This is a genomic window from Rhodococcus sp. 05-2256-B1, from assembly GCF_002258465.1.
In the GTDB taxonomy this organism is placed as follows: domain Bacteria; phylum Actinomycetota; class Actinomycetes; order Mycobacteriales; family Mycobacteriaceae; genus Rhodococcoides; species Rhodococcoides fascians.
In genome coordinates this window covers 266623-283657 of record NZ_NOZA01000017.1, presented here as the reverse complement: position 1 = coordinate 283657, position 17035 = coordinate 266623, and the positions used below count along the sequence as shown (strand labels likewise).

General features: G+C 67.1%; 10 protein-coding genes. 4 read left to right on the top strand and 6 right to left on the bottom strand.

Annotated elements, in window-relative coordinates:
* Positions 1-2 precede the first annotated feature (2 nt).
* The 3 genes from grpE to CH285_RS09545 all read right to left on the bottom strand — a co-directional run bounded on the left by grpE (position 3) and on the right by CH285_RS09545 (position 3342).
* On the bottom strand, positions 3-662 hold the full coding sequence (grpE, locus tag CH285_RS09555) for a nucleotide exchange factor GrpE (protein WP_032381454.1): 660 nt from the start codon (positions 660-662) through the stop codon (positions 3-5).
* On the bottom strand, positions 659-2503 hold the full coding sequence (gene dnaK / locus CH285_RS09550) for a molecular chaperone DnaK (protein ID WP_027495655.1): 1845 nt from the start codon (positions 2501-2503) through the stop codon (positions 659-661). Before dnaK ends, grpE begins: the two co-directional genes overlap by 4 nt.
* A gap of 338 nt (positions 2504-2841) precedes the next feature.
* Positions 2842-3342, bottom strand: a complete 501-nt coding sequence (locus CH285_RS09545) for a hypothetical protein (protein WP_032366878.1) — start codon at positions 3340-3342, stop codon at positions 2842-2844.
* A 316-nt stretch (positions 3343-3658) separates the two neighbouring features.
* On the opposite strand from CH285_RS09545, the gene treS reads away from it, so the two are divergent.
* Both treS and CH285_RS09535 read left to right on the top strand, forming a co-directional pair.
* Complete coding sequence (treS, locus tag CH285_RS09540) at positions 3659-5839, top strand: maltose alpha-D-glucosyltransferase (RefSeq protein ID WP_094621509.1); 2181 nt, start codon at positions 3659-3661, stop codon at positions 5837-5839.
* Between the two features lie 40 nt (positions 5840-5879).
* Positions 5880-6443 (top strand): hypothetical protein, encoded by a 564-nt coding sequence (locus CH285_RS09535; protein WP_052069028.1) that lies wholly within the window; start codon positions 5880-5882, stop codon positions 6441-6443.
* Here CH285_RS09535 and CH285_RS09530 read toward each other — a convergent pair.
* From CH285_RS09530 to CH285_RS09520, 3 genes are all read right to left on the bottom strand, one after another.
* A complete protein-coding gene (locus CH285_RS09530) occupies positions 6432-7892 on the bottom strand; it encodes a dynamin family protein (protein ID WP_032371875.1) in 1461 nt (486 codons plus the stop codon). The genes CH285_RS09535 and CH285_RS09530 overlap by 12 nt on opposite strands.
* Positions 7889-9697 carry a dynamin family protein gene (locus tag CH285_RS09525; RefSeq protein ID WP_032371874.1) on the bottom strand — a complete coding sequence of 603 codons (1809 nt, stop codon included), beginning with the start codon at positions 9695-9697 and terminating at the stop codon, positions 7889-7891. The genes CH285_RS09530 and CH285_RS09525 overlap by 4 nt, the downstream gene beginning before the upstream one ends.
* A 152-nt stretch (positions 9698-9849) precedes the next feature.
* A complete protein-coding gene (locus CH285_RS09520; RefSeq protein ID WP_032372057.1) occupies positions 9850-12438 on the bottom strand; it encodes an IniB N-terminal domain-containing protein in 2589 nt (862 codons plus the stop codon).
* 256 nt (positions 12439-12694) lie between these two features.
* On the opposite strand from CH285_RS09520, the gene CH285_RS09515 reads away from it, so the two are divergent.
* Together CH285_RS09515 and CH285_RS09510 are read left to right on the top strand one after the other, a co-directional pair.
* Positions 12695-14440 (top strand): Hsp70 family protein, encoded by a 1746-nt coding sequence (locus tag CH285_RS09515; protein WP_094643439.1) that lies wholly within the window; start codon positions 12695-12697, stop codon positions 14438-14440.
* Between the two features lie 7 nt (positions 14441-14447).
* Positions 14448-16919, top strand: coding sequence for a helix-turn-helix transcriptional regulator (locus tag CH285_RS09510; protein ID WP_052069026.1), 2472 nt, complete (start codon positions 14448-14450; stop codon positions 16917-16919).
* Positions 16920-17035: the final 116 nt, after the last annotated feature.

Genomic DNA, 17035 nt, shown 5'->3' with positions numbered 1-17035 from the left:
TTTTACTGCTCGTCGGACGCAGGTGCGTCCGATTCTTCTGTTGCCGTGCCCTCGGAAGCACTGTCGACCACGCCGACCATCGCGGTACGCAGCACGCGTTCGCCGAGCTTGTAGCCCGGACGCATCAGCGTGCCGACGACCGGATTGCTGCCGTCGCCCTCATGGGAGACGGCCTCGTGGATGGCCGGGTCGAAGGCGTCGCCCTCGGCCCCGAAGGTGCTCAAACCGATGTTCGAGAACACCCCCGCCAACTTGTCCGCCACGGCCTTGAGCGGTCCGGTTTCGAGATCGCCGTGCTGGCGAGCTCGCTCGAGGTCGTCGAGAACCGGAAGCAGCTGCGAGACGACGGACGCCTTCGCGTTCTCCGCCCCGGTCTGCTTCTCGCGATCGGTACGACGCCGGTAGTTGGCGTACTCGGCCGACACGCGCTGCAGATCGGCAGTGAGTTCGGCGACCTGAGTGTCGCGCGGATCTTCCGTGTCCTCCGCCTCGACCACGATCTCGCCTGTCCCTTCGTCCACCGAGCCGGGCTGGGGCGCAGTACCGGTGCCCGCGAGGGGCTCCGGAACTGCGTCACCTTCCCGTACTTCACCGGTCTCGGGATCGATCTTCCGCTTGTCCACGAAAGTGACCGGTTCTTGCTCGGAGTTACCCGACGTCACTTCTTGTCCGTGTCGTCGGCGGGCTCGTCGACAACCTCTGCGTCGACTACACCGTCGTCAGCGGCCTGCGCGCCACCCTCTGCGCCGCCCTGCTCCTTGGCCTGAGCCTCGTAGATGGCGGTGCCGAGAGCCTGCGACTCGCTCGACAGCTTCTCCACGGCGGTCTTCACTGCCGAGATGTCGCTGCCCGCGAGTGCCGTCTTGGCGTCGGCGATGGCGGTTTCGACGCGGCCCTTGAGCTCGGCGTCGACCTTGTCCTCGTTGTCCTTGACGAACTTCTCCGTCTGGTGGACGAGGGACTCGGCCTGGTTGCGAACCTCGGCCTCTTCGCGACGAGCCTTGTCCTCGTCTGCGTGAGCTTCGGCGTCGGCGACCATGCGGTCGATCTCTTCCTTGGACAGACCGGAGCCGTCCTGGATCTTGATCGTGTTCTCCTTGCCGGTGCCCTTGTCCTTGGCCGTGACGTGCACGATGCCGTTCGCGTCGATGTCGAAGGTGACCTCGATCTGGGGGACGCCGCGCGGAGCCGGGGGCAGATCCGTCAACTCGAACGAGCCGAGGAGCTTGTTGTGCGATGCGATCTCGCGCTCACCCTGGAAGACCTGGATCTGCACCGAGGGCTGATTGTCGTCAGCGGTGGTGAAGGTCTCGGATCGCTTCGTCGGGATGGTGGTGTTGCGCTCGATGAGCTTGGTCATGACGCCACCCTTGGTTTCGATGCCGAGGGACAGCGGCGTGACGTCGAGGAGCAGAACGTCCTTGACCTCACCCTTGAGCACACCGGCCTGCAGTGCAGCGCCGACGGCCACGACCTCGTCCGGGTTGACGCCCTTGTTGGGCTCGCGTCCACCGGAGAGTTCCTTGACCAGCTCGGAGACTGCGGGCATACGCGTCGAACCACCGACGAGCACGACGTGGTCGATGTCCTTGACGGCGATGCCGGAGTCCTTGACCACTGCCTGGAACGGCGCACGGGTGCGGTCGAGCAGGTCGGAGGTGATCTTCTGGAACTCCGAGCGGCTGAGCTGCTCGTCGAGGAAGAGCGGGTTCTTGTCCGCGTCGACCGTGATGTACGGGAGGTTGATCGAGGTGCTCTGCCCGGAGGACAGTTCGATCTTCGCCTTCTCGGCGGCCTCACGCAGACGCTGCAGCGCCATCTTGTCCTTGGTCAGATCGATGCCGTTCTGAGCCTTGAACTTGTCGACGAGCCAGGTCACGATGCGCTCGTCCCAGTCGTCGCCACCGAGGTGGTTGTCGCCGGACGTCGCGCGGACCTCGACGACGCCGTCGCCGATTTCGAGCAGCGAGACGTCGAACGTGCCGCCACCGAGGTCGAACACGAGAATGGTCTGCTCGCTGTCGCCCTTGTCCAGGCCGTATGCGAGAGCTGCCGCGGTGGGCTCGTTGACGATGCGCAGGACGTTGAGGCCGGCGATCTGGCCGGCTTCCTTCGTGGCCTGACGCTGTGCGTCCTCGAAGTACGCGGGAACGGTGATGACCGCGTCGGTGATTTCCTCACCCAGGTAGGCCTCGGCGTCGCGCTTGAGCTTCTGCAGCGTGCGCGCGGAGATTTCCTGAGGAGTGTATTTCTTACCGTCGATCTCCACGGTCCAGTCCGTGCCGACGTGGCGCTTCACGGAACGAATCGTGCGGTCGACGTTGGTGACCGCCTGGTTCTTCGCGGGCTGGCCGACCAGCACTTCACCGTTCTTGGCGAAAGCGACGATCGACGGGGTGGTGCGTGATCCCTCGGAGTTGGCGACGACAACCGGTTCGCCGCCCTCGAGGACGGACACGACCGAGTTGGTGGTCCCGAGGTCGATACCGACCGCACGAGCCATAATGTTTCCTCCTGTTGTTGCGTGGGTTCCAGTCCATGGGTGAGCGAACTCCGCTCAAGTTTGCACAACGCGATCTATCGCGTCAACTTCCAACTTGAGCCTCATCCACTCAAGGCTGCTGACCTGCACAACGGAGGGTGTGGCGAATTTGTTCCCGAGGGAGCGGCTGCGCCGCATGTGAGTAGGAGTGGAGCCTGCGGAACGACCCAGGTGAGTGAAAACTCGACCCCTGCTACGAAGTTCCACGCACATGGGGCGAAGCCCCTCCACAGCAGTACGCCGCGACGATCGGCGGGGATCGTCGCGGCGCAGCGGGAGAGAAAGTACGGAACGAAAATTTACTCGGCAGGCTCGGTGGCGGGTGCGGGGATGCAGCTGTAGCTGAGCAGTCCACCGGTGATGTTGTTCATGAAGTCGGCATCGAGTGCGCTGGCGAAGGCAGCTGCGCCGGCAGGGCGAGCGACCCATTCGCGATCGGCCGACGGCACGGTGTACGTCATTGCCTCGCCTGCCTTGATGGTCTTCTCGGTGTTCTGACCCTGCAGACCCGGCAGTGCGCCGTAGTTGACGTTGACGTTCGACGCGTCGTCGGCACCCTTGTTCTCGACCTTGACCTGCAGTGCGACGACGCCGCCCTCGGGGGCTTTCTCGACTGCGGTGTCGCAGACAGTGGCCATCGAGACCACCAGGTCGGGGCTTTCGAGAACTGCGGAGCCGAGTGGCATTGCGGGCTCGGTCTCGGGCTCGGCCGAGGCCATGGGTACGAGGACGACCGCACCGATGCCGGCGGCCAGGGCGGCCGTCGAGGCCAGGATCGATGTGCGGGCAAGACGTCGCATGGACAACTCCTGTGGCTGAGGGGATGTGACCCGTGAGTCTGATGTGACTGAAGGGACAGTTGGTACTTCCTCACTATGGCCTATCCGATTCAGACATTCCACACCAGGCGGTCTCGATTCGATGACGTTCGCATATCGAACAAAACCGGTCGGGCCGAATGACATTCGTGTGATTCGGCCGACGCTCACCGATCGACGGGCCGGGCCCGGCGCGCCCACACGCTAGGTTTCGCTGGTCGAAGAAGAGGGGAACCACAACCCTGCGGATCGGCCGCGCCCTACGTAGGGTTGAGGAAAAGCGAGGCTACGGAGGCACATGGATCCCGAAGTGCAGCACGAACCGAGCGAGATCACCTACGACGAAAAGTTCTACCCGGCTCGGCCGAAACCGCTTCGTCCGTCCGTGCGTCGTGCGAACCGAAGTAGTGGTCCCACACCGGACAGCGAGCCGGTCGCGTCCAATCCCGAGTACGTGGACTGGCTCACCGAACAGTCGATGCTGCGAGATGCCAAGCTCATTGCCGAACAGCTGTCGGGCAAGGGCAGCATGTGGCAGAACCCGTATGCCGATCCCGACCCGCGTGCTGCCGTCGAGCGAGCACCCGTCTGGTTCACCGCCTACCCCATCTCGGTGATCAACGCTCCGCAGACCAGCTTCCTGAGCACCCTCGGTGACGAGAAGTTGTGGCAGGCGTTCTCCGAGATCGGCGTCACCGCCGTGCACACCGGACCGGTGAAAGTGGCGGGCGGCATCCACGGGTGGCGTCCCACCCCGTCCGTCGACGGCCACTTCGACCGCATCGGTATGCAGATCGACCCCGCCTTCGGCTCGGAAGAAGAGTTCCGACGCCTGTGCGTCGTGGCCGCCGCGTACGACGGCATCGTCATCGACGACATCGTTCCCGGCCACACCGGTAAGGGTGCGGATTTCCGGCTGGCCGAGATGGCCGTCGCCGATTACCCCGGCATTTACCACATGGTCGAGATCGAGCCGCAGGACTGGCACCTGCTGCCGCGTGTGCGCGCCGGTGCCGACTCGCAGAACATCGACGCCGAGGCCGAGGCAAATCTCGCTCGTGCCGGCTACATCATCGGCCAGTTGCAGCGAGTGATCTTCTACGAGCTCGGCGTCAAGGAAACCAACTGGAGCGCAACACCTCCCGTCGTCGGCATCGACGGCGTCGAGCGGCGTTGGGTGTACCTGCACTACTTCAAGGCCGGTCAGCCGTCCATCAACTGGCTCGACCCATCGTTCGCGGGCATGCGTCTCGTCATCGGCGACGCCTGCCACTCCATCGCCGATCTCGGTGCCGGCGCGTTGCGCTTGGACGCCAACGGTTTCCTCGGCGTCGAACGTCGTGCAGAGGGTCCGGGTTGGTCCGAGGGACACCCACTCTCGGAGGCCGCGAATCACCTGATCGCCAGTGTGGTGCGCAAGATGGGCGGGTTCACCTTCCAGGAGTTGAACCTGACGATCGACGACATCAAGGCGATGGGCACCAACGGCGCCGATCTGTCGTACGACTTCATCAACCGCCCGGCCTACCAGCATGCGTTGGTCATGGGGAACACCGAATTCCTCAGGCTCACCATGACTTTGGCTCGCGATCACGGTGTGGACACCGCGTCGCTGGTGCACGCGCTGCAGAACCACGACGAGATGACGTTCGAGCTCATCCACTTCGCGACACTGCACGCAGAAGACGAGTTCGCCTACGGCGGCGAGTCGGTCAAGGGCTGCGATCTGGGCGATCGCATCCGCGGTGAACTCACCGATCGCCTCACCGGCCGCTGGGCACCGTACAACCGAACGTTCACCACCAACGGAATCGCCTGCACCACAGCCAGTGTGATCACCGCGTCGCTCGGCATCCGCGATCTCGATCGGATGGACGAGCAGGACATCGAGACCGTCAAACGAGCACACCTGCTGCTCGCCATGTACAACGCACTGCAGCCCGGCGTGTTCGCACTGTCCGGCTGGGACTTGCTGGGCATTCTTCCGATCGCCGCCGACGAGGTCGAGGATCTCATCAAGGAGGGCGACACTCGCTGGCTCAACCGCGGCGCACACGACCTGATGGGGTATTTCCCCGACGCCGTGCGCTCGGAGTCGGGCATTCCCCGTGGACGCAGCCTGTACGGGTCGCTACCGGAGCAGTTGGCCGACCCGCAGTCGTTCGCTCGGCAGCTGGCTCGAATCATCGAGCTGCGCAACAAGTACGGAATTGCCACGGCGCAGCAGATCGACATTCCGACGGTCTCGCACAAGAGCCTGTTGGTGATGGTGCACGAGCTCGGCCAGGGCACCATCCAGGCCACGGTGCTGAACTTCTCGTCCGACGAGATCAGCGCAACCATTCAGTCCAAGCACCTGGTGCCCGGCACCTGCGCCATCGATGTGTTCGACGACAACGAGATCGCGACGGTCGACGAACTGCACAGCTTCCCGATGAACCTCGGTCCGTACGAGGGCGTAGCGGTGGTGCTGCGGTGAGACGCCGTCGCAGCACCGCTGACGGATAGACTCCTGCACCGTGGCCGAAGAACCGAACGATCCGACAGCGCACAGGCCTCGGCCTACCCGACCGCAACCACCGCGGCCGGAGCTGTCCGTCGAACCTCTTCGGCCACGACAGGAATCCACCGCAGACTCCCGTCTGCCGAAGATCGCGACCGGACTGTGGGCGGCGACCGCTGCACTGATCCTGGCGCTGGCCGCTGTCATCGCGCTGAACTGGAACGTCGTTCTGTCGGGCGTCGAAACCGCCGTGGCTCAGCAGGATTCGACGGCAAGCGCCGCAGACGTCCGGAACACGGCGTCGGCCACCCTCATCTCGAGCGGTGCTGCCGCCGCCGTGCTGGTACTGCTCGGGTTCGTCTCGTTGAATCTGCTCCGCGGCGCGGCCACGTCGTCCAAAGTCCTGATGGGCGCGGTGGGAATTCTGACCATCGGGGCGGCCGTCACGTTCTCGACCTTCGTCTCCGACGCCTCGGCCCTGCTCGGCGGCGTGCTGCAATGGGGACCGTTCGTCGTGGCAGGCGCTGCCGCAGCCGCCACGGTCGTCGCGCTGCTACCTCGACGATCCTCACGTCAGTGAGGCGAGAATCCCTTCGGCACTACGTGCGGCGAGGGCACACGAATTCGACGTGAACCGGTCCAGAAGCGGATGCTCCGAGAGGGATCGCCACTTGCGCACCGCAGCCAGTGCCGTGTCGCGTTGCTGAGTGTGTCCCGCATCGGGCGGGAGATCGAGGCGCTCGGTGGCGGCGATACCGAAGCCGCCGATGATGCGCTGCAGATCGAGCAGTCCGCCGTCGGGCAATGTCGGTGTGACCGAACGCAATCGGCCGAGCAACCGTAGTTCGGCAAACCCGTGCACGTCGGCGAGCATCCTGCCGGCTTCGGTACGCAGCGCATGCGACTCCGGCCGGAACTCCAGAATTCGTTGCAGCGCAACCAGAGCCGAGTGCAGCTTCAGCTGATCCGCACGCTGGCCGAATTGCACGTCGATCACCGAGCGAAGTTCGGACAGTCCACTGCGCTCGACCAGGTCGGCCGCCAGTGTCGGCGAATCACGCACACCGAGCCGAATCAGCGTCACGGCCATCCGAATCCCGAACAGGCCGAAGCGGTCGACGATGCTGGCGCGCAGGGCGGCATCGACGGGCAGAGCGCTCTCCGCCCGCACGAACCGATCGGCCGAGAGCATCGCCAGTTGCAGATCCTCGGTCGGTACCGTCGCGAGCATCTGGAATGCGGCGAACTCGCTCTGCCGCAACGTCTCTGCTCCCAACGCCAACAATCCTGCCACCGGGACGACGGCCTGGCACAGCCCGGTGGCTTCGAGCTCGGAGGCGAACCGCGCCGCGACCTCCTTGGCCGACATCATCGCGTCCAAGCGGCCCGAGCCGACCTCGTCGGCCCGGGAGACCACCCCGATGACGCCTAGTGGCCCGGAATCACCGCCGACGTGTGCCCCGATCTGCCCGAGAAACGAGACGTCCGTGGCATTGAGGGTGCGCAGCAGGTAGACCACTGCGTCGGCCCCCGACGACGAATTCTCGGGGGTCAGCATCGCCAACGTGCGCGCCGAGACATCGCGAGAGAGCGACGAGGTGCCGGGTGTGTCGATGATCGTCGTCTGCGCCAAAGTACTTGCCGGCCATTCGACGTCGAGGCGATCGACCTGCGCCGCCGTCAACGCACCGAGATCGAACGTCAGCCGCCCGTCACGTCGTTGCACCGGAACGTTCGCCGCGCGATCGCCGTCGTACCAGGCCGTCACACTGGGTGAGACGCCGTTGCGATACCACGTGACGACCTTGGTGCATTCGGTGGCGTCGGTCGGCGCAATATCTTGCCCAACAAGCGAATTGAGCAGAGTGGACTTGCCGGCCTTGAGCGATCCCGCAAGCGCGACCCGGAGCGGCTCGTCCAAACGGTAGAGACATTCGTCGAGCATCCAGGACGCCTCCGCGTCGCCGGCGTACGTCGACCGCGCTGCCGAGATCAGATCGCGCGCTCGGGCCAGTGCCGTCACGCTCATACCGCGACGTCCTTCACCAGACGCGTTGCGCGAGCATTCAATTCAGAGACAAGCCGCATGTCGTTCTCCAGCCTCGCGATCCGGGCGGTGCGATCGGTGTTGTCGGCGGCAGCGGCTTCCTGCGCCGAGCGCAACGACTCGTTGAGCGAACGCAATGTCTGCTCGGCGATCGAGGTGAAGTGATCTCGCAGCACCCGCTGAATCTGACGCAGCCGATCCTTCGACTCCTTGCCCACCTGGAAGCTGACGTCGTCGGTGAAGCGGCGAATCGCCATCTTGGCCTCGGAACGACGCGCCTTGACGCGATTCTCCTTGTCTTCCTTGTACGCCTTGGTGCCGAGCAGTACGCCCGCTCCGATCGAGATCGGATTGAGCAGACTCAGACCGACGAACGTGGTGATCAGACCGAACATCAATACGCCGCCGTAGGATCCACGCATTCCCACGAGCACTTTCTGCGTGATACCCACCCGACCCGACTCCAGATCGGCCAGGGACGTCACGGGCTCGAGCACATTGTCGAGATCGCCGAGATCGAGATCGGGCAGGGCCGCCGCGCCGGACGACGCGAAGTGCTCGGCCACCAACTCCGACAACCACAGAGCCCGCTCGTGCGCCCACACGAAATTGTCGCCCACCGACGCAGCGATCTGCTCTTCGAGCCATTCGCCCAGTTGCGGCCAGTCCTTCCCCGGATCCCCCTCGTCGACGGTTTCCTCGGCCTCCCGGGTGACGCGTCGCAGTCGGTCGCGCAGGTCGTGATCGATGTCCGACGCGAGATCTGCGATTCCGTCACCGAGCGTCTGTTGCCACTGCGAGGACCGCTTGTGCAGTTCCTCGGCGGCGGACTTGGCGCGCTGGAGCCCGGCGACTGCGGCGGCCGCGCGCTCCGGATCCTTCAGCGCCGCAAGCTCACTGCCGAACGACAGTGTCAGGTGCTCGGTCACCGAGCGGACATCGAGGGATACCGATGCGCGAGCCAGCACGTCGGCCCGTGCCACCACGTCGTCGCGCAGAAACGCGTACAGCTGCTGGAAGCCGGATTCGGCATTGAGTTCCTCGTCGTTCAAACGCACTGCGTGCGAACGCAACAACGACGACACCGGCAGCATCTGCACGGTGATGCCTGCACGGTCCAGGTGCGCACGGTTGGCCTCGACGATCTGCCGCCAATGGGGATACAGATCGATCTTGGTGATCAGCACCGCCACAGCCGGGCACAGACCCTGCACCTGCCGCAGGAACGCCAATTCCGGCTCGGTGAATTCACGAGAGGCATCGGACACGACGAGCACGGCATCGGCCGACGGAATCAGACCCAATGTCCCTGCCGCATGCGGGTTTCCGTGGCCACCGACTCCCGGCGTGTCGACCAGCACCAGGCCGTCGGCGAGCAGTGGGCTCGGTACCGCGATGTCCAGCCGCAGCACCTCCCGGCCCTGAGCCTGGGGACTCGCCGGAGTCACCGTGGTGATCTCTTCGAGCGGTACGTCGACCCGAATCGGTTCGTCACCGGGATTCGCGAGCACGAGCTGCGCGGAGAAGCTGTCCGCGTTGGACACCACCGTCGGAATCGCGGTGGTCTCGTCGTCGCCCACCGAGCACACCGTCAGATTCAGCAGCGAATTCACGAACTGGCTCTTGCCCTGTTTGAGGGGTCCGACCACGATGATGCGACGACGAGGGTCGAGCACACGCGACTTCGCTGCCTCGACTCGATCGACCAGATCGGATCGTCCCGCCGATGTCGCTACCTCCGCGGTGCGATCGAGCAGCTCGGCCAGTTCCGTAGATTGCCCGTCCATACCTGTGTCTCCACAACCCATCTCGTCGACTCCCGCGAACCCCACTCGTCCCGCAGGCCGCATTCCCAAACTCTAGCGACGACTCGGCCCCGAGTGTCGTTGAACACTCGGGGCCGACTCGTCATTTCGTCACCTGATCACAGGCAACTCGATCAGGGGTTCAGCGGGTCGATGTCGTGGTCGACGGTCAGCGAGTGGCCCAGTGAATCTGCTGCCGAATCGACCGATCCGTGCAGGTTGCCGCCGGTCTCGCCGAACAGGTCCGTGCTGCTCTCGCTCTGTCCGAAGACGTCGGAGTCGACGCTCGACCAGCCCGTGCCCGATGCGTTCGCGCTGGAATCGAAGGAGCTCGCGGACTCGAAAGATCCCTCGGCTCCGGACTGCACTGCACCGGTGACCTGGCCACCGAGCTGCGCGGCAGAGTCAAACCCGCCGGCCACGGAACCCGCAGCGTCCGCACCAGCATCCAAACCCCCGCTCACCGTGGAGGCCAGTCCGCCGCCGATCGAGCCGCCGGCATCCAGTCCGCCGCCGATGTTCGACGCGATCTCGCCGCCCACCGAGGTTCCCGCGTCGACGACGCCGCCCACGGTGCCCTCGAGTCCTCCGGTGACGTTTCCGGCCAGGTCACCCGCGGCGGAACCGGCGAGGTCACCTGCCGATTCGAGTCCTGCACCGACCTGCGTACCGGCGTCGATTCCGCCGTCGACGGCACCGGTGAGGGTGCCTTCCAGTCCTGCACCGGCCTGTGCTGCCGCGTCGATTCCGCCGTCGACGGCACCGGTCAGGGTGCCTTCCAGACCCGCACCGGCCTGCGCGGCTGCGTCGATCCCGGTCGAGACACCGCCCTCGACTCCACCTGCAACACCGCCTGCGATTCCGCCGCCGAGGCTGCCGAGCCCGGCCAGTCCGCCGGTCAGGCTCGTGCCCGCGTCGACGAGCCCGTTCAGTCCACCGGCCACGTCGCCGCCGACGTTGCCGACCGCCGCCAGGCCGCCGGTCACATCTGCTCCTGCGCTGCCGACGGCCGCGAGGCCACCGGTGATACCTGCGCCGACGCTGCCGACTCCGGCGAGGCCACCCGTCAGGCCGCCGCCGAGACCACCGAGTCCGGCCAGGCCGCCGGTGAGGTCTCCGCCGACGTTGCCGAGTCCGGCGAGGCCGCCGGTCAGGCCGCCGCCGAGGCCACCGAGTCCGGAGAGGGTGCCTTCCACGGTGCCGGTGAGATCGGCACCTGCGGACACGGCCGTGTCGACCGCGCCGGCCAGCTGAGCGCTGAGATCTGCACTCGCGCCGAGTGCTGCTCCGAGGTCGAGTGTGGCTCCGGCGTCGACGATCGCTTCGACGGCCGTGCCGAGCTGTGCGCCTGCAGCGCCGCCCACACCGAACGCGGTTCCGAGAATTCCTTCGAGGCTGCCCGTCACTCCGCCGGTCAGTGCGCCGGTGATTCCGCCGGTCAGCTCACCCGTCAGCTCACCCGCCAGTTCGCCGGTGATGCTGCCACCGATGCCCAGACCGGCGCCGAGGGTTCCCTCGATGGCGGTGTCGATGGCCGTGGCCAGGTTTCCGACGACTCCGGCGTCGAGATCGAGGACGCCGCCCAGGGCGCCGCTGACGACCGTGCCGATGTTGCCGCCGGCTGCGAGGAGCGCGTCCACGTCGATGTCAGCGAGGGCACCGGCGTCGAGTACTGCACCGAGTGCGGTTCCGATGGATCCTGCGATGGCACCGTCGACGGCGAAGAGTCCGCCGAGGCTGCCACCGATGCCACCGGCGATGTCGCCGACGAGCGCGGCTCCGGCTTCGGCGGATCCGCTGAGGGCTGCTGCGATGTCTGCGGTGAGGTCCGCACCGACCGTTCCGAGCCCGGCGAGAGCGCCGCCGATGCCTGCGGTCAGCGCAGTCCCGAGGCCGCCGACGATGTCCAGTCCGGCTCCGGCGTCGAGCACGGACTCGAAGACGCCACCGACGGCAGCGCCCAGTTCGGCTCCGACGGTTCCGCCGACTGCGAAGAGGGCACCAAGCGCGCCGGACAGTCCGCCCTGGATGTCGGCCAGCGCGGCAAGGTCGACTGCGCCGGTGGCACCGATCGCGGCGTCGAGGGCTGCCTGCAGCTGCGCTGCCAGGTCGGCGCTGATCTCGCCGCCGATGCCTGCGCCTGCTCCGATGAGTCCGGTGAGCGCAGCGCCGAGTCCGACCGTGCCGCCGAGAAGGCCGTCGAGGTCCAGATCGATTCCGCCACCGAGTCCGCCGCCGATGCCCGCACCGGCACCGATGAGTGCGTCGAGAGCGCCACCGAATGCGGTGCCGAGTTCGAGGCCGATCTGGCCACCGACGGCCAGAGCTGCAGCGAGAGCTGCCTGGAGCGACGCTTCGATCTCGCCCGCCACGTCGATTCCACCGGTCAGCGCGCCACCTGCGGCGAGCCCGCCGCCGGCTACCGCTCCTGCGGCAATGCCGAGTCCGGCCGACAGTCCGCCGCCGAGGCTCGCGCCTCCGGCGAGTGCGCCGTCGAGGCCTGCGGATCCGCCTGCACCCAGGATGGCGGAGAGCTGGCTGCCTGCACCGGCGAACAGTCCCGACTCGGCAACCAAGGGGGCCACCGCGACGATGTCTGCGTGGGTGACGCCGCCGAGGCCGGCAGCGGCCAACGTCGTCTCGGGGTTGGCGCAGTAGGCAGCAGCGGCGTTGTCGTCGCGCAGCAGGCCGAGAATGAAATCGAGTACGGCGTTGGTAGCCATGTGAGTCTCCTTGACGAGTGATGCTTCGTGGTTGATCACAAAGCTATGGTCCGCAGAGCCCCCGCCCAACGGGGACGATCCCCCTACTCCCCCGGGGGTCGCCAGGGGACTTGCATTAGGGGATCTGAGCGCTTTAGGGGATTTACCTCGTTGCACGCTCTAACCTGCTGTGAGACGTAACGAATCGGGGCACCGAGCCGACAGTGCGGGTAACGGCGGTGGGAACCAGGGCAGTGCGACAAGAAGGTGGCGGCAGATGAACGCAGGGCTCGGCATACGGATCGGAACTGTGACGGCTGTTGCCGCCCTGGATACCGACCCGGTGACCTCGGTGGTCAAGCGTTCGGCCCTCGATCTTCGTCCCGGTGCGGCCCCCAGTCTCGCCGACCTGTGGGACCGCTCGACGCGCCATCTCATCAGTGGGTTCGCCGATCGCGTCGGTGACCCCGTCGAACTGATCGACGACGACGGCCGCAGTCACCGCGCCGAGGACCTGTACGCCACCGCCACTCGTGCCCTCGTCGCCGACGTCTCCGCCGGTGTCGACTCCTCCCCCTCCGTGGTGGTCACCCACCCCACACGCTGGACCGCCTACACCGTCGAGGTGCTCGGCGAAGCGCTCGATCGCGCAGGCCTGACCGACGTCACGCTCGTTCCCGAGTCGGTCGCCACGATGCGCTGGCTCGAAGTCACCCGTGGAACCCAGTCCGACGGTCTCGCGGTCGTCTACGACCTCGGCGCGACGGCTCTCGACGTCACGCTGATGCGGACCGGGTCCGACGCAGGCGTCGTCGGAACCGGCGTTCATTCGCAGGAGTTCGGCGGCGCTCAGTTCGACCACGAGATCATGCAGTACGTACTCGACACCGTCTCGGGCAGTCAGTCGTTCGAGTTCGATCCCTTCGATCCCGACACCGTCGGCGCATTGGTCGAATTGCGCGCCCGCTGCGGCGAGGCCAAAGAACAGCTGTCCTACGACACCTCCACGTCGCTGACCGTGGACCTACCGGGGCTGCACACCGAAGTCCGACTGGTGCGCTCGGAGATCGAAGACCTCGTTCGCGCATCGCTGCTGGCCTCCATCGCCGTCGTGCGTGACGCGGTCGCGGCCGCAGGCCTCGAGGTCACCGACATCGATCAGGTGGTGCTGACCGGCGGCAGCTCGGCCATCCCGCTCGTCGCCGAGCTCGTCTCGACCGAGCTGCGAGTACCGGTCGTGGCCGGGCCGCGCCCCGAACTGACCGTCGCGATCGGAGCCGCGATCCTCGGCAGCGACATCGCCGACGCCACCGCCGCGGACGACGCAGCAGCATTGGCTGCGGTTCCCGCCGCGACCGCCGTTGCCGCGCCGATGCCCCGTCCCACCCCGCGGCCCGCCCCGACCCCGACGGCAGTGGCGTCGGAATCGGGAATGTCCGGACGCAAGAAGGCAGGCCTGGTCGCCGGATCCGTCGTCGTGCTGGCCCTTCTCGCGGGCGGCGGACTGTCGGTCGGAACGGCCCTCACCTCGGACAACACCACTCCGGCCGAATCCAACGCCGAGATCTCGAGCACCGAGACTCCCGGCAGCACGGCCGCCGTGGCAGAAGTCGGGTCCACGACCGGGCCGACCGGTTCTGCAGCAGTCGGCTCCACGGGTGCACCCACGACGGTGGTCAACGCCGACGGCAGTGTCACCCAGATCGATCCGGCCACCGGGGCTCCTGTTGCCGGGGCACCCGTCGCCGGAGCGCCGGCCGCTGCCCCCGGCCAGAACGGGGCCGCCACGGTGCCGACCATCCCGTCGATCGCCGCACCGACGGTGCCCAACTACCAGCCCCCGGCCGTGCAGGTCCCGCAAGCACCGCAGTTCACGCCACAACCGCTACCGACGTACCAGGGCCCGACCCTCGGCGACGTCGGTCAGGGCGTCGGGCAGGGCCTCGGCGGTGTTGTCGGAGGTGTGGGTCAGGGCCTGGGTGACGGACTCGGCGGGGTCGTCGGCGGCCTGACCGGTCGATAGACCGACCATGGCCAACAGCCCATCCGCTCTCGTCGGCGTCGAGCGCGCCGATCGATTCGTTCGTGACGCGTCGTCGAGCACCGGTGTGCATGTTGTCGTCGGGGTGAACGGCTCCGGTCGATCCGCGGTGCTCGGTGCGGTCGCGGCCGCCGCGACGACGGTGCATGCGGGCAGTGTCACCGACGCGCCGTCGGGTGCGACGGTTCTGGTCGACGACGCCCATCTGTTGCCGGATCACCGCGTGGACGAGATCGCCGCTGCGGCAACCCGTTCGGACATCACGCTGGTTCTCGCCACGGCCCCGCGCCGATACGATTCCCGGATCGAGAAGCTCGTCGCATCCGCCGGTGCCGCTCGCCTGACGCTGGTGCCGTTGGACAAGACGTCGATCGCAACGCGGGCAGCCGCAGTCGCTCGGCCGATCTCGGCGTCGCTGGCGAGCGCGATCGCAAAGTCCACCGGAGGGCTTCTCGTCGCCGTCGACGCGGCACTGGCCGCGCTCGGGGGCGAACGGTCCGACCCCACTCCGCTGCGCGCGGTCACCGAATCGGTTGCCGAGCAGCATCGCCGAATCCTCGTCGACACCACCGACGACACCCGCGCCGTGCTGCTCGCCGCTCGCTTCGGCGTCGTCCCGGACCCGGTCACGGCGGCACAGCTCGTGACGCGGCCGGCCGACGCGGAGACGGTCGTCGATATCGCCTGCAGCTCCGGTCTTCTCGACGCCACGGGCGCATTGATTCCGTCCGCCGAAGGTCCCCTGACCGAGATGATCGGGGAGCGTCGATGCCGGGTGCTGCTCGACCGCATCACCGAGGTTGCGGCGCAATCCGGTCTGCTCGACGCCTCGGCCGCGCGAGCGTTGGCGACGCACGGGGTCGTACGCGCAGACCTTGCTGATTTCCTTGCTGGACAAGGCGATTCGACTTCCGTAGAGTCCGCTGGCCAGCTGTACGACGCGGCAGCAGCGGCGGGATTCGACCCGTCGGCGCTCGCCGCGCGGCGGGCAGAGGTGGCCGCCGCGACCGGACACCTCGACGAGGCAGGCCGTCGCGCCGACGAGATCCTCGACGCGGCCACCGATCACACGCAGGTCGATCTACGCACGGCAGTCAGGGTCTCGGCGTCGATCGCCGCGCAGCGCGGAATGGTCTCGCGCAGTGCGCAATTGTTCGCCTGGCTCGGGACGGATCGACTCGGGACCGATGCGGTGTGGGCTGCCCTGTCGGCAGCTGCCGCCGGCGACCGCCCTGCTGCCGACCGCGCACTGAGTGTCGTGGCATCGCTGGCACCGACGTCGAGTACGGCGTCGGGCGCGTTGCTCGTCGACGGGGTACTCGGTTCGATCGACTCACGCAGCGCTGCGGCGTCGAGTGCGGCGACGAACGCGCTGATGCGCGCGGTCACGTTGACGGCCGCGCCGTCCGATCGTTGGTGCGCTCCGGATTCGGCAGCCGCGGTGGCCGCCCTGCATGCGGTGCACTGCGGTGATCTCGCCCGCGTCGACTCCGTCATCGCTCGTGCCCTACCCGAGCTGCGGCCGGGATCCGGGGCCCACACGCGGCTCGTTCTCATCGGCGGCTGGGCGGCCATGCTGCGAGGAGACGCCGCGCAGGCCTGCCACCTGGTCGACCCGCTCGAGATCCCCGACTCGCACGTGCGCAATCACCTGTTCCTGCACGGCATTCGGGTGGGGTTGGCCCGCAGGTCCGGGGACGCCGGATCTCTCGTCACGGCGTGGACCCAGGCGCAGAACGTCGTCGCCGCGTACTCGATCGACCTGTTCTCTCTCTTGCCACTCGGCGAATTGGTGCTGGCCGCAACACGAGTGGGCCAGTTCGATCGCGTCGAGCACCTCGTGTCGCAGGCCACGACGCTGCTCGCCGCGTTGGGGGATCCGCCGGTGTGGGCATCGGCGCTGCATTGGTATCAGGTGCAGGCCGCCATCGTGGCGCAGACGCCCGAAGCCCTGGTGCCGCACGCGAAGGCCCTCGCGTCCGCCGCTCCGACGCACCCGTACAGCTCCGCACTCGCCGCGGCGGGGCGGGCGTGGCTCGGCGTTCTACAGGGCAGGCCCGACGCCGCCGAGGTCGAACTCTCGGCGCGCACCCTCACCGCGTTCGGCCTGCCGTGGGACGGTGCCCGGTTGGCGAGCGAGGCAGCGCTGACCGTCGCCGACACCGCTACTGCCACCTCGTTACTGCACATCGCCCGGTCGTTGCGTCAGCCCAGCTCGCATCAGCGGGAGACCGACGGGACGACGCCGCAGCCGTCGGGATCTCTGAGCGAACGCGAGGCCGAGGTGGCCGAGCTACTGGTTCTCGGGGTCACGTACCGCGAGGTGGGCAGCCGGCTCTACATCTCCCCGAAAACCGTCGAACATCATGTGGCTCGCATTCGCCGCAGGCTCGGAGCCGGGTCGCGCTCGGAACTGATCTCGATGCTGCGGGCGATGGGCTACGGAACATCGACCACCTGACCTCGGCACGCTGATGCCCCCTACTGCGGGTGTAACTGTGTGAGGATCCGAAGCGACATAACGACCGAACATCGACTCCGAGCCCAGGACAGGTAGATATCCCCATGACCGAGCAG